This window comes from Vibrio hangzhouensis (assembly GCF_900107935.1).
Lineage (GTDB): Bacteria > Pseudomonadota > Gammaproteobacteria > Enterobacterales > Vibrionaceae > Vibrio > Vibrio hangzhouensis.
Map to the genome: position 1 here is coordinate 168,307 of NZ_FNVG01000006.1, position 13,725 is coordinate 182,031.

General features: G+C 45.3%; 10 protein-coding genes. 7 read left to right on the plus strand and 3 right to left on the minus strand.

The window, feature by feature from the left end; genetic code table 11:
* Positions 1-4: 4 nt before the first annotated feature.
* Positions 5-580 carry a dioxygenase family protein gene (locus C4S60_RS08450; protein ID WP_103879897.1) on the minus strand — a complete coding sequence of 192 codons (576 nt, stop codon included), beginning with the start codon at positions 578-580 and terminating at the stop codon, positions 5-7.
* Between the two features lie 185 nt (positions 581-765).
* On the opposite strand from C4S60_RS08450, the gene C4S60_RS08455 reads away from it, so the two are divergent.
* The 3 genes from C4S60_RS08455 (at position 766) to C4S60_RS08465 (ending at position 4,522) form a co-directional block, all read left to right on the plus strand.
* A complete protein-coding gene (locus C4S60_RS08455) occupies positions 766-1,701 on the plus strand; it encodes a LysR family transcriptional regulator (RefSeq protein WP_103879898.1) in 936 nt (311 codons plus the stop codon).
* A 300-nt stretch (positions 1,702-2,001) separates the two neighbouring features.
* On the plus strand, positions 2,002-3,432 hold the full coding sequence (locus C4S60_RS23945) for a DUF3943 domain-containing protein (protein WP_160111349.1): 1,431 nt from the start codon (positions 2,002-2,004) through the stop codon (positions 3,430-3,432).
* Positions 3,433-3,595: 163 nt separating this feature from the next.
* Positions 3,596-4,522: a LysR family transcriptional regulator gene (locus tag C4S60_RS08465; protein ID WP_244183062.1), complete on the plus strand. Its 927-nt coding sequence runs from the start codon at positions 3,596-3,598 to the stop codon at positions 4,520-4,522.
* A 196-nt stretch (positions 4,523-4,718) separates the two neighbouring features.
* Here the strand turns inward: C4S60_RS08465 and C4S60_RS08470 are convergent, their stop codons facing one another.
* A complete protein-coding gene (locus tag C4S60_RS08470; RefSeq protein ID WP_103879900.1) occupies positions 4,719-6,074 on the minus strand; it encodes an MATE family efflux transporter in 1,356 nt (451 codons plus the stop codon).
* Between the two features lie 277 nt (positions 6,075-6,351).
* Complete coding sequence (locus C4S60_RS08475) at positions 6,352-6,717, minus strand: hypothetical protein (protein ID WP_103879901.1); 366 nt, start codon at positions 6,715-6,717, stop codon at positions 6,352-6,354.
* A 217-nt stretch (positions 6,718-6,934) separates the two neighbouring features.
* Here C4S60_RS08475 and C4S60_RS08480 point away from each other — a divergent pair, with 217 nt between their 5' ends.
* The 4 genes from C4S60_RS08480 (at position 6,935) to gltS (ending at position 13,701) form a co-directional block, all read left to right on the plus strand.
* The gene (locus tag C4S60_RS08480) at positions 6,935-8,023 is read left to right on the plus strand and encodes an efflux RND transporter periplasmic adaptor subunit (RefSeq protein ID WP_103879902.1); all 1,089 of its coding nucleotides are present in this window, start codon (positions 6,935-6,937) and stop codon (positions 8,021-8,023) included.
* Complete coding sequence (locus tag C4S60_RS08485; RefSeq protein ID WP_103879903.1) at positions 8,023-11,082, plus strand: efflux RND transporter permease subunit; 3,060 nt, start codon at positions 8,023-8,025, stop codon at positions 11,080-11,082. The genes C4S60_RS08480 and C4S60_RS08485 overlap by 1 nt, the downstream gene beginning before the upstream one ends.
* Positions 11,083-11,621: 539 nt before the next feature.
* Entirely contained in the window at positions 11,622-12,296 is a 675-nt protein-coding gene (locus C4S60_RS08490; protein ID WP_103879904.1) for a hypothetical protein, read from the plus strand.
* Positions 12,297-12,504: 208 nt separating this feature from the next.
* Positions 12,505-13,701 (plus strand): sodium/glutamate symporter, encoded by a 1,197-nt coding sequence (gene gltS / locus C4S60_RS08495; protein WP_103879905.1) that lies wholly within the window; start codon positions 12,505-12,507, stop codon positions 13,699-13,701.
* Positions 13,702-13,725 lie beyond the last annotated feature (24 nt).

Genomic DNA, 13,725 nt, shown 5'->3' on the forward strand with positions numbered 1-13,725 from the left:
CACTTTATGCATCAATCACGAAAGTAAACTCAGCCTCATCGATGTCGTTGCTGCTGCTCATCTTCATCTGCAACAGTTCGCGTTCACTTCCTCCCCACCACTCACTGCCCATCTGATTTGGCAAATAGAGCTGTGTGGTAAGTAAGGCTCTTTGACCACGCCATAACTTCACATGGATATGGGGAGGCCTGCTTGCATAAGGCACTGGATAAAGCGTTTGAAACTGAAATTGCCCTTCTAAATTTGTGGCCGTAGCTCCGCAGCCAGCAAAGCTGGGGTCAAACTGTTCCACATTGGGCTGTCGGGGATGATCATAGATTCCGGTACCATCGCATTGCCAGATTTCAACCGTGATATTCGTTAAAGGGCTGCCCTGCAAATTCACTACCCTTCCAGACAACTGAAGTGGCTGTCCTTTTAGGCGGTCTGGATTGACAATCAAATCACTACGTACAGCAATGGGCTTGACCGGATAAAAAGGCCCCTCTGCCTGAATAGGCGTGGGACGCAGTTCACTCTTCGCCAGGACCGGCCATGCAAACCATACCGAGCAAACTGTAAGAAAATCTCGTCGCTTCATGATTATTCTCCAAGGGATTTTACTACAGTGTGGTACGGGTTTCGGGGATTGGCGACTCTGAAGCAGTCAGATCTTTTTCACACTTCAACAACGGGAGTAAAAATTGGTCACAATTTGCAGCTCCATCTTTGTCCTTTTACTGTACTATCATAAAGATAACGCGATCTCATGAGGAAATGTTTCGCATGCAATCTAAATTAGAAGAACTTGACTTAAACCTACTCAAGCTACTTCGTATCGTCGTAGAAACTCGCAATACCTCGCAAGCTGCGGAAATTCTGGGGATCTCTCAAACCAGCGTAAGCCGCGGTATGGCAAAGTTACGAGAAACCTTTGGCGATCAGCTGTTCATCCGTAAAGCGCATGGCGTAGAGCCATCGGAACTGGCTGAAAAACTGGCTGAAGCTGCGGATAATATGCTAAAGCCGTTCAGTCAGGTACTGGAAGCCTATCAGACGTTTGACCCGCAAGAGTTTGAGGGCAGCGTGTCTATAGCGGTGGAACTCAGTCTGTTAGAAGTATTCGGTCCGGGATTATACCGTGCACTCAACAACGCCCTGCCGAAGGCCAAAATAAAGTTGGTCTACTGGAGAGAGGAGTCATTGCATCATCTGTTCGACCGGCAGCTGGACTATATGATTCACTACTCAATCCTCCCGTTACCTCAAGATATTTATGTTCACCACTTATCTGAAATCGCCGTCAGTCTGGTGGCCCGAAAAGATCACCCTGTCCTGAGTCAATCCAGTGATTGGGAAGATATTCACCATCTTCCTTTGATTAAATTGGTCGCGGAAGCGATGAAGAGTAAACACGACCCGTTCGATGAGCTATACGTCAGTAGAGGGTACGAGCCCAACATTTGCTTAGTGACACACAGTATTCCGATTGTTGTCGAGAAACTCGTCAACTCAGATGCAATTAAATTCAATAGCAGCTATTTGCTTTCTCATAGCGATCAACTTAAGTGTTATCCCCTACCGTCGATACCACGGGAGTTAAGGAAGTTCAGTGTCTCAGGGGGCTATCTTCAGTCAAAACGCGGCTACCCAATTAATCAGTTCCTGCATCAAACGCTGCAGCAGTTTTTCAACTCTATCATTCAGCCAGACGTCAATTAACTCTTCCTGCTTGCGAGAATCTGGATAAGAGATTCTCGCCTCTGTATTTGTCAGTGATCTTTGCTGCCAAGGGCAATTTTGGTCTCCCGCAGCACGCCGCTATAGAGATACACCAGATTTGAATTTCTGTTATACGTTCATTTGTTTCTGCAACAAACCTACACTCACACCGCACCAAACAACAGGTTGACTTTCATTAGCCGAAAGTCGGCAAGTAATAACCGAAATTTAAGGAATACAAATTTCGTAATTAGCAAAGGATGGGCATAAATCAAATATATCAGAAGCAGAAACACCATAATGAATACTCTAACAAAATCCATGCTCACCGCATCCGTTATATTAAGCGCTCCTGTTCTATCCGATTCACTCCCATTATATATCGGCCACCAGCCCTCCGATCTGGCTGACCATTGGAGAACGTCACTAACCGATTTCAACCAGCTCTCGGAACCGGATACGACAGATTTTACAATCAGTACCAACCCGGAAAAGTCCAACTCGGCTTGGGAAGAACTTCCAGACACCAACCACGTTTACAGTAACCCTTATCGTGTGTCATTGTTCTCCCCTCAAAACGGCGAAGATGGCGCCAGGCTCTGGTCACAAACAAAATCCATCGCTGCATACGGTGTGGGGGTAGCTGGTGTTCTGGCACTGATGCCAGAGTCAATCACCAACTGGGAAAAAGGCGGGGACGATCTTTTTAGCAAGTGGGTTGATAACGTTAGCAGTGGTCCAACATGGGACCGAGACGACTGGGCTATCAATTATATTGGCCACCCTTATTTTGGCGGTGTGTATTATCAAGCGGCTCGTAAATCCGGCTATCGCCAATGGGACTCATTTATTTATTCCGCCATGATGTCAACGTTCTACTGGGAGTACGGTATCGAAGCCTTTGCAGAGGTGCCGTCTATTCAGGATCTGTTCGTTACCCCGATTCTTGGATGGGTATATGGAGAGTGGGCCTACAATAAAGAACAGGAGATTCGACTGACAGGCGGTACAGTCTGGGGCTCAAAGTCACTGGGTAATGTGTCACTGTTCTTGCTAGACCCAGTAGACAGTCTGGGCAACGGCGTTAACCATATAGCAGGGAGAGAAATAGTAAGAGCTGGTACCGGATTTGTCGGCGTGCAGAACGTAAATACTCCCAATGGCGTTTCAGAACGTCAGTTCAGGTTTGAAGTGCAGTACGCACTCGATGCAACCCCGGGTTCTTCACGTACCAGAAAGAGCTACTACTCTCAAAATAGCGAGGATCCCGTTACCTATAGCATCGTGGGAGTCTCGGCGGGTGCCAGTTATGTTGAGCCATCGGACTATTGGGAGCTAGACCCTGGTGCAGGCGTATCGTTCACTGTTGGCTTGCACTTCAGCCCTGCTCTGTCTGGCCACCTAACTTACACTCGAGCGTCACTGAATGACCGAGAAACACAGCAATCGGCAACGTATGAAAGCTACAGTGCAAACGGACTTTACTACTTTAATACTGATTCAAAACTGCGCCCATTTGTTACCGCAGGTTTTGGTGAAAGTCTGAAAAATGAAGATACCAAAACCAAGCAGTTCCAGTTAAATGCCGGAGCAGGTCTACACTATGCGCTTCATCCGAACTGGGCGCTTCAGGCCGAGTGGCGACATGCAGGCCGACCATCCGCTAAAGCAAGCGAAAATATTGCAACGGGTCGATTAGTTTACCGATTCGGTAAAGGGGAAAGAATATAAACCCTGTCTAAACAAAACGCATCAGAATCCTTCGTATTTTCTGGTGCGTTTTTTCTTGATTATCCTCTCTAAACCACCCTCTTTGTTGATGAGCCTGTCGCCAGGTGTTATTTTTATGTTAAGCAATTGAACTGGCGAAGGCATACTGCGGATGAGTAAGTCAATGAAAAACCTCGACTTGAACCTTTTGACGCTTCTGAAAGTCGTAGTTGATACACGTAATGTTTCTCAAGCAGGTGAAATACTAGGAATCTCGCAAACCAGTGTCAGTCGCGGCATGGCAAAATTAAGAGAAACTTTTGGCGATCAGTTGTTTATTCGTAAAGCTCACGGCGTAGAGCCATCGGAACTTGCGGAAAAGTTAGCAGAAGCCGCAGACAACATGTTGACCCCATTTACTGAAGTACTGGATGCATACAGCAACTTTGATCCTCAGAATTACGAAGGGTCAATTGTGATCGCATTTGAACTTTCCTTGCTTGAGACATTTGGGCGCGGGATATATCAGTCGCTGACGAACGCGTTGCCAAAAGCAAAGCTTTCCCTAATGCATTGGCAACAGGATACGCTTACACAAATACTTAATCGCCATGTTGATTATATTGTTCATTATGAACCCTACCCTTTGCCTCAGGATATTTACACCCACCACTTATCCGATATAAAAATCAATCTCGTCGCGCGTAAAGACCATCCAGTGTTAAGCCAAACTTCTGACTGGGAGGTTATTCACAAACTTCCAATGATCAAGCTCTTTTCAGAGACCGTAAGTGCCAAACAAGACCCTTACACTAATGCACTGTTTACCTCCAAGGGATATACCCCCAATATCGTGCTCAGTACTCATAGTATTCCTATCGCTGTCGACAAACTCATCACATCGGATGCGTTCAAGTTTAGTAGTAGTTATTTGCTCACCTACAGTGATGAATTAAAGTGCTATCCGCTCCCGGTAATGCCCAAAGAATTAAGAAGTGTGTCCGTCGTTGGCGGCTATTTGCAGGCAAAACGTGGTTACCCTCTCAACCAGTATTTGCATCAAACAATACAGAGTTTTTTTAACAATGTACTCCAGCCAGATATAGAATAACTTATACTCAAGTAACCTCAAGATGCGTATTCAGCGAGAATTACTTGGCTTCTGGGCGCGACATTGATTCGAAGATCTAGTGGCTCTAAATCGAAAATCGCTAACAAAGCATATAAGCCAAGTTAACTCGCCCTCTGGGAGTCCTGCATCCTGAGGTCACTTGAGTATAAAGGGTTGAGCTAAAGCTAACTCGGTATCAGGTGATACCCTGGACCCATTTCTTACTTCTTATTCTCAACAATGAGGTAATACACTTAATCAACTCTCCAAGTAGGAATAACAGGAAGACCCATAGCGGTTCGATATCGAGATAGACGACCGCGAGTGCTGATATTGGTATCGTGATCAACCATTGCGCGACGATATCCTGATAGAGGCAAAACCTGACATCTCCCCCTGCGCGCAAAATACCAGTGATAGCCATCATTGGAATAGAGCGAAGCACAACTCCTAAGCACAATACAAGAATAAAGTTTTTTGACAACTCGAACGACTCTTCGGTTAGCGCGGGAAACATGGACAGTAATAGGTTTTGAGAGAGATAGACCGTTATAGCGACGACAATGGCGCAACTGATATTGAACACCATCGCGCTTTTAGCATAAATCAAACTGCTCTTGTACTTCCTGGCCCCAAGGTTATTGCCGATCAATACCCCCGCGGCGCTTGATAATCCAATGACGACAGAAAGTGCAAATGATTCTATTGGTGCCACTACAGATAGAGCAACAAGCCCTAATACTCCGGTTTGCCCCATGATAGCGTGACAGGCAAATAGGCCCGCGGCCCATACAAGAAAATTAAGCGTGGTAGGCACGGATATCTTCAAAAAATGAGATAATCGACTAATTGTCAGACAATTAATAACATCCTGCCCACCGAATGCAACCGCATACTTTTTACTATAGACATACATGTAGAGCAGAAGGAATTCTGCGATCCCACTTAATAGAGTAGCGATTGCAGCGCCTTTGAAACCGAGCTCAGGAAAACCCAAACGACCAAAAATGAGTGCCCAATTCAGAAATATATAAACAACCAAACCTACGGCACTAAAAAAGGTACTGACTCCGGGTTTATGCATGGCTCTTAAGCCAAACAACATCGTTGTTACGAAGGCCACACTTAACATACTTGGCGCAGCAATAGATAAATACAACCGCCCCAGAGCGACCACAGAGTTATCATCCGTCGCAAGCGACATTATCTGAGTAGAGAAAAGTAAGAAAACTGATGTGCAAACTAAAGCTAAAGCACTGGACACAATCCAGGTGAGAGCGGTGTTTTCCTTTACGCCTTTATCATTCTTTGCGCCCCAATATTGAGCCGTTATCAACGCACCCGCAGTCGTCGTGCCCACTATCATGATAGTGGTTACAAAGATGGCTCTTGCTGCCACACCAATGGCGGCTAATTCCATATCTCCTAAATGGCCAAGCATAATGACATCGATTAGACCCCGGCTTGAATAGAGCACATTCTGCAAAGCGATTGGCAGGGCTATGACTATCAACTTCCTGAAGAAATGGCTACGCAATGGCAGCGCAATCATTGTATTCGATAACACCAGGGACGATCCTTGTTTTATCTGAGTGCCTACAATTAACGCTAACACACTTTGAAAAGACTTGTTAATTTTGTGTTAACTTTAATGTCTGACTATCAGTCACTACGCATATGCCTTCACATTATGGTGCCAACGATTATTTTGTTGATTCTGTTGCTCACGGTGTTTACATCGTAAGGGGATACACAAAACCCGAAAAACAAAAAAGCTGAACCTTAAATAAAGGTTCAGCTTTTTGGCCCAGCAACAGTCCCATCTCAACTCAAATTTCGCTACATTGGCGAACCGCCAGTCGTCTTTCTATGAAAGAAAGATCCAGACCATCGAGTGTCGTGTCAAATACCACACAGTCTAGCCAAAACACATCCAAAAGTAGGTGAATATCATCCGTCAACTGCGCTAAGTCATCTTCCGTCAATGCAAGAATATCCCTCCCCCATGCCTTTGATATATCGAAAACAAGACTTCTGCCTGACACCTTGTCTGTACTGTAGTCGTCCTCAGTAATCTCTACTACAAGAATAATTTTGCATGGCCCATCACCAATGTCCAACAACCCATAGGGTCGGTCGTTGAGATGGATGGTTTCTTGATAGTAGGTCTGCTTTAGCTGATTCCTACGGTTCATTTGTACCTCTTAATACACTTAAATTTTCATCATCAACTTACGTGTTTACGACTACAAACTGAACGAATAAGAGTTATTCATTATTGCAAAAAGCCAAATAGCAAATATGAATAACTGCTAAACATAGCGTGAATCGGTGATTTGTTTAAAATTCCAGCCAATAGACAAGACCTGTCGAAATTAATTTCAATATTTTAAAGAAACCTTGGAGAAAACCGTGAATCGCCCAATGTTGTCAGCCCTGTTAAACACCAAACCCCTTCTAGTGACAGCTGGACTTTCTGCTTCGGTACTACTCACCGGATGCAAAAGCGAACAGAACGCTGAACAGACTGCCCCTGTCGTTCGCCCAGCTTTTACTGAAACTGTTACCGCTCAGGCAGTGGCAGACCTGTACTTCAATGGTGTGGTTCAGTCTTCTAACCGTGCCGATCTATCATTCCGTATCTCTGGTCGTCTGGATGAGCTTCTGGTTAAGCAGGGAGACAAGGTTTCTAAGGGGCAAGTTATCGCAAAACTTGACTCGGTTGACGCCGAGATCACCTTAAATGCAGCGAAGAATGAGCTGGCGAATACCTACACAGAATACAAGCGAGCTTTGCAACTTTACAACGGCAAACAAGCGATATCAAAAAGCCAGCTGGACGAAATTAAGCTTCGCTATCAACAATCAGAAAGTAAATTGGAAGAAGCCCAGCGTCGCGTAGATGACACCACACTAAGAGCGCCGTTTGACGGAATCGTTAGCCGCAAGCTGGTGGACAACTACACCCAGATTCAAAGCAACGAAGCCATTGTTTCTATTCACGATTTAAACCAACTTGAAGTCGTGATTCAGGTTCCTGAGCGAATTATGGCGCAGCCAAATGGCGCACGAAAAGTTCTAGCCAGCTCACCTTTATTCCCGGGTAAAACTTTCGACTTGTCTGTTAAGACATTCGAAACCGAACCGGACCCAACGGCACGAACTTATGGCGTCACTTTAAAATTTGAAGATACCCAACAGGTCACTCTGCTTCCAGGCATGACAGTGCGCGTCTTCTCCATATCAACAGAACAAGAAAGCGGCATGATCACCGTTCCTCTTTCTGCGATTTCTCCAGATAACCTGGGTAATCAATACGTTTGGGTGGTCGATGAGAACAACACTATTCAACGCAGAGTCATTGAAACAGGCTCCATGGTTGGGGATCGTGTACAAGTCACATCGATGCTTAATGCAGGTGAGCAAATCATCACAGCTGGCACTCTGGGCTTATCTGAGGGGCTGGAAGTTCGACCAATGACAACTAAGGCGGCGAAATAATGAATATAGCCAACTTCACCATAGCTAAACGCACCAGCGTTTGGGTATTGATCGCCCTAACCCTAATCGGTGGGTATATCAGTTATCTGAAACTCGGTCGCTTTGAAGACCCAGAATTTGTGATTCGTCAGGCAGTTATCGTGACACCTTATCCGGGTGCAACAGCGCAAGAAGTGTCCGACGAGGTCACTGATGTTGTGGAAGGTGCACTGCAGTCGCTACAAGAAGTGAAAGAAATTACTTCGGTGTCAAAGCAAGGCATGTCAGAAGTCACGGTAGAAATCAAACGTGAGTTCTCCAATAACGAGGCAGAGCTACAACAGGTCTGGGACAAAGTCCGAAGAAAAATCGGTGACGCCGAACGTTCTTTACCTCCCGGTTCTGGTCAGCCCATCGTCAATGATGACTTTGCTGACGTGTTCGCTCAGTTCTATGCCGTTACCGGCCGAGGTCACAGCGACAAACAGCTGCAGGATTATGTAGACACCTTGCGTCGTGAACTTGCACTGGTGCCTGGTGTGTCGAAAACCGCGACACTGGCAGAGAAAAACGAAGTCATTTTCGTTGAGATCGCAAGTGATCGTCTTGCTCAATTCGGTGTATCTGCCGAGCAGGTATACCGTGTTCTAGAACGCCAGAATATGGTGTCGACTGCGGGTAGTATTAATACCGATACCATGCGTGTTGCCATTACACCAGTTTCTAGCATCAGTTCATTTGAGCAATTGAAAAACCTACAAATTGCGATTGGTGATAACAACACGGTCATGAGACTGTCCGACATCGCCAACGTAACGCGCGGCTTTGAAGAACCTTCGTCAGTACTTATGCGCTACAACGGTAAACGTGCGATTGGCCTGGGTATTTCTAACGTAGCCGGTGGCAACGTGGTCGAAATGGGTGATGCGGTAAAAGCTCGTATTACAGAGCTAGAAAGCCAGCGTCCTCACGGAATCGAACTTCACGAAATCTCGATTCAGTCTGACTCCGTGCGTGATTCAGTTTCAGAGTTCATCAATAACCTGATTGCCGCTGTTGTCATTGTATTTGTTGTACTGCTGCTGTTTATGGGAGTTCGAACTGGTCTGGTCATCGGCTTTGTTCTGGTACTGACTGTCGCAGGCACGTTAATCGTCATGTTAATTGATGATATCGCCATGCAACGTATTTCTCTGGGTGCTCTGATCATTGCTCTCGGTATGTTGGTTGACAACGCAATCGTGGTAACGGATGGCGTACTAACCCGACTACAAAAGAATCCCAGTGCCGACCGCAAGCAAGTCGTTTCTGAAATCGTCAACGAAACTAAGTGGCCATTACTGGGCGGTACGATTGTTGGTATCTGTGCATTCAGCGCTATCGGCCTGTCACCATCGAACATGGGCGAATACGCAGGGTCACTGTTCTGGGTAATTCTGTACTCAATGATGTTGAGCTGGGTGCTTGCAGTAACTGTCACCCCAATGCTTTGCCACGACTATCTGAAGGTCAACGCAAACAAAGTATCAAAACCAGGAAAAATCAGCGCAGCTTATCAACGAGTGCTAGAAGCGGTACTGAATAATCAGAAAAAGAGTTTAGTCGTCGTTGTGGGTCTTTTTGCAGTGGGTGTGGTCACTTTCAGCCATGTACCACCGGGCTTCATGCCAGAGTCACAAAGAGAGCAGTTTGCAATCGATATTCGTCTGCCACAAGGAACTGACATAGAGCGTACTCATGAGATCGTGGGGCAAATAGAGAAAGATGTTTGGGAAAAATCGAATATCACTGGTACCACGAGCTTTATCGGTTCAGGCGGTCTTCGTTTCATGTTGACCTACTCTCCGGAGCCACCAAACTCAAGCTATGCCCAAATGTTAGTGGATGTGGATGATTATAAAGTCATTGAGAGTCTGGTAGCGGAGCTACATGTTGAACTGAACGAACGTTACACCGATGCCTCCATCAATGTCTGGAAGTTTATGTTAGGCCCAGGTGGTGGTAAAAAGATTGAAGTTGCTTTCAAAGGCCCGGACAGCGAAGTGCTGAGACAACTAGCCGAACAAGCAAAAGACATTATGGAGCAATCACCTGCACTCGTAGCGATTCAGGATGACTGGCGTCAACAAGTGCCTGTCATCAGGCCTGTCTACTCAGCAGAAAAAGTGCAGAGTTTTGGTCTGACAACAGTAGAGCTAAACCAGGCGATTCAACAAACATTGTCAGGTCGAAATGTTGGTGTCTACCGTGAAGGCAATGACCTCATTCCGATTGTGGTTCGTTCTCCAGAATCAGAGCGTCACCATGACCGAGTGATTGAAAATACCAAAGTGTACAGTGCAACGATTGGACAGTTTGTTCAGGTCGAGCAATTGATTGAAAGTTCAAGCGTTGAATGGCAAGACGCAATGCTGCGCCGTATTGACCGAGTGCCAACCATCATGGCACAGGCTGACCCAGCGACTGGCATCCTTACGTCAGAAGCGTTGGAGATGATTCGTGCAGATATCGAAAGCATGCCATTGCCAGTAGGTTATGAACTGGAGTGGTTCGGTGAGTACAAAGACGCCAAAGAAGCGGACGAAGGACTAAAGATATCAGCACCTTACGGCTTCACCGCAATGGTTCTGGCCGTGGTATTTATGTTTAACGGCATTCGTCAGGCTCTGGTAATTTGGTGTACGGTACCTTTGGCAGTGTGTGGTGTGGCAATCGGGCTGGTAACCTTCCAGACGCCGTTTGAGTTCATGGCAACGCTGGGCTTCCTGAGCCTGATAGGTATGATGGTGAAAAACGCAATAGTGTTGGTCGACCAGGCAGATAAAGAGATTGCATCGGGTACACAACCATATGAAGCAATTATATCGGCAGCGATGAGCCGAGCCAGACCGGTTATTCTTGGTGCAGCCACGACGATACTGGGTGTCGCCCCTCTGCTCGTAGACCCGTTCTTCAAGAGTATGGCTGTCACTATCATGTTCGGTCTGTTGTTCGCCACTGCATTAACATTGCTGGTTATTCCACTGAACTACGCACTGTTCTTCAGAATCAAGCAGCCTGCCCAGCCGCAGACGAACTAACAATGAAGAAGAAGCCTGAGTCACGTACTCAGGCTTTTTTGTTTTGCTGCCTTATAAAACCGTCTTATCGTCAGCTTGTCTGTTGGTGCCCATTCCTGCGTCAAATAGCTTCGAAAGGGAATAGCTATTCCTTCAACTATTTTCCTTGAATTGAACACCTTGATGAAGCTCTGAGTCCTGCATCTTGAGGTCACTTGAGTATATTAGCTGTTCATTTCAACCTGCTTGAAATTACAGGGAAATAAATAGCGTCATAACGAAGGTTTTTTATTGCCTTGGCGTAAATTATTATTTGACTTCAGATAATCGCCCCACTTTAGCTCTATTTAACCGCCAACAAATTACAACCTGAAACTTATATACACACTCTGTTACACTTAGCCAGTAAAACACCACAAAATAGCCCAAACTTGCTCGTCTTCGTGCAAATATGAATAGCTCTTATTCATTCCACTAGAAAATCAAATACGTATACTTATCCTCATTGAAGGGAATCAGCAAAAACACAAATTCAATATTTATTTAAAAGAGATACACAAATGAAAAAGTCAAAACTAACTATTATCGCCGCTTCTATCGTAATGTCTGCTTCTGCTATTGCATCAGAGCGAGTTAATTTTGCTAACCCTTACGAACTTTATACTGGTGCTTCTGTTGGTTATGGTACTAATGGTGCGCACCTGTCTGCTCAATTCGATACTCAAATGTCTCAAAACTGGGCGCTACTAGGTAAGTACAACACCGAAGAAAGCTTTGATAATCACAATATCGCTCTTAGCGTCATCAGTATGAGTGGCCTGGGTTTCACCCTTGCGTATGACTACGATAAGAACTACAAAAATGAAAATCTGAAAGCAAAATCTACTGAAATTTCAGCGCACTACATGTTTGGAAATAACATTGGTTTCTCATTCATTCCTGAGCTATCTGTGGGTTCTATGACGCACAACGAGATGTCAAACCGCGCTTACTACAGTGATCTGACACTGAACGCGATTTACAACACATCATCAGGCCTTTGGGCAAGCGTAGCACCAACCTACAGCTACAGTTACAACGACCTTAAAACCAATCAGGGTAATGAGAGCCTACGTGGCTGGGATGTAAAAGCGAGCCTAGGTTACACCTTTAAGAATAACCATAGCCTTGCTTATGAATATAAGCGTGAGCACGGTGACAACCTATCACTAGTCAAATATTCATTTGGATTCTAATTGCATTGAGGCCTGATTAATTCAGGCCTCATTACTTCTATTAGCAACCTAAACAAACGTTTTATTTATGAAAAAATTTGGCACTAATAAATATCTTAAAATCACCATCATGTTCTCACTTTACTTAACTTTCTTTTACATGATGGCCGTTAAGTTCTCCTAGTCACTCGCTATATAAGCAAAGTAAAAAAACACCAAGGTAAACAAAATGAATATTATTGAAGTGGATGGCTTCCTAGCTTTCACTCTAGCCATTGTCCTTCTCTTCATCGGGAAGCTAATGACAAAAAAGTACGAAATATTAAGGAAATACAGCATACCTGAGCCGGTAATCGGCGGTTTTACCTGCGCCATTATCGTCGCTGTTATCTATGCCTTTTTTGACACTACGATCAGCTTCGATCTGGGTATGCGCGACGCACTGCTGCTCTATTTCTTTGCCGGTATTGGGCTGAGTGCTAATTTCTCTACCCTGCTAAAAGGCGGAAAGCCATTATTTATTCTTACCGGGTTAAGCGTTGTTTATATCGTTATTCAGAATGGTATTGGGATTAGTGTTGCCACTATGCTGGGGCTTGAGCCTGTTCTGGGATTGATGGCAGGTTCTATCTCTCTTATCGGTGGTGTCGGTACCACCATGGCATGGGCGCCGACATTCAACGAGATGGGATTAGAAAGTGCTGCCGAAGTCGGACTGGCAAGTAATACTCTAGGTTTGATTTTTGCCTGTTTAATTGGCGGCCCGATTGCCAACTATCTGATTAAAAGGCACCGTCTTCAGTCACAAGGTGATACTCAACTGGATATCGGTGTCTGTCACAATCAGACCGTTAAGCTCGATCACTTCGGTTACCTTTACGCGTGGCTAATGCTGAACCTCAGTCTGATCCTTGGCCATTTTATTGATGCCGGACTGAGCAAGATGGGCCTACAACTGCCAATGTTCGTAGCTTGCCTTATCGCAGGTATCTTGATTGGTAACTTTAAGCTTCTGGTTCTAAAAAAGAAAGTGAGCGAGAACGCGCAGTTAGGTCAAACACTGATTTCCGATATCTGCCTGGGGATGTTCTTGACTATGGCGCTGATGGGACTCCAATTATGGCAATTGCAGAGCACTATGCTGTTCATTGGCACCGTTATGTTATTCCAGGTCGCAGCATCGATTCTGTTTACTATCTTTGTGGTATTCCGATTCATGGGTAAAGACTACGAGTCTTCGGTTATCAGCTCAGGTTTTGGCGGGATCACGCTGGGCTCGACAGCCACAGCCATCGTTAATATGACAGCAGTAACTCAACAATACGGCGCGGCTCATAAAGCATTCATTATCGTACCTTTGGTATGTGGATTCTTTATCGATATTGCTAACGCCCTGATTATAAATACGTTTTTACAGGCATTGTAGCGGTCATTGTTAGCGCCGTTCACT

What these genes read in the sequence shown, in the direction of transcription:
- C4S60_RS08470 (WP_103879900.1), bottom strand. Translation starts at nt 6,074, where the DNA reads ATGATTGCGCTGCCATTGCGTAGCCATTTCTTCAGGAAGTTGATAGTC.
- C4S60_RS08465 (WP_244183062.1), top strand. Translation starts at nt 3,596, where the DNA reads ATGAAAAACCTCGACTTGAACCTTTTGACGCTTCTGAAAGTCGTAGTT.
- C4S60_RS08455 (WP_103879898.1), top strand. Translation starts at nt 766, where the DNA reads ATGCAATCTAAATTAGAAGAACTTGACTTAAACCTACTCAAGCTACTT.
- C4S60_RS08475 (WP_103879901.1), bottom strand. Translation starts at nt 6,717, where the DNA reads ATGAACCGTAGGAATCAGCTAAAGCAGACCTACTATCAAGAAACCATC.
- C4S60_RS08490 (WP_103879904.1), top strand. Translation starts at nt 11,622, where the DNA reads ATGAAAAAGTCAAAACTAACTATTATCGCCGCTTCTATCGTAATGTCT.
- gltS (WP_103879905.1), top strand. Translation starts at nt 12,505, where the DNA reads ATGAATATTATTGAAGTGGATGGCTTCCTAGCTTTCACTCTAGCCATT.
- C4S60_RS08485 (WP_103879903.1), top strand. Translation starts at nt 8,023, where the DNA reads ATGAATATAGCCAACTTCACCATAGCTAAACGCACCAGCGTTTGGGTA.
- C4S60_RS23945 (WP_160111349.1), top strand. Translation starts at nt 2,002, where the DNA reads ATGAATACTCTAACAAAATCCATGCTCACCGCATCCGTTATATTAAGC.
- C4S60_RS08450 (WP_103879897.1), bottom strand. Translation starts at nt 580, where the DNA reads ATGAAGCGACGAGATTTTCTTACAGTTTGCTCGGTATGGTTTGCATGG.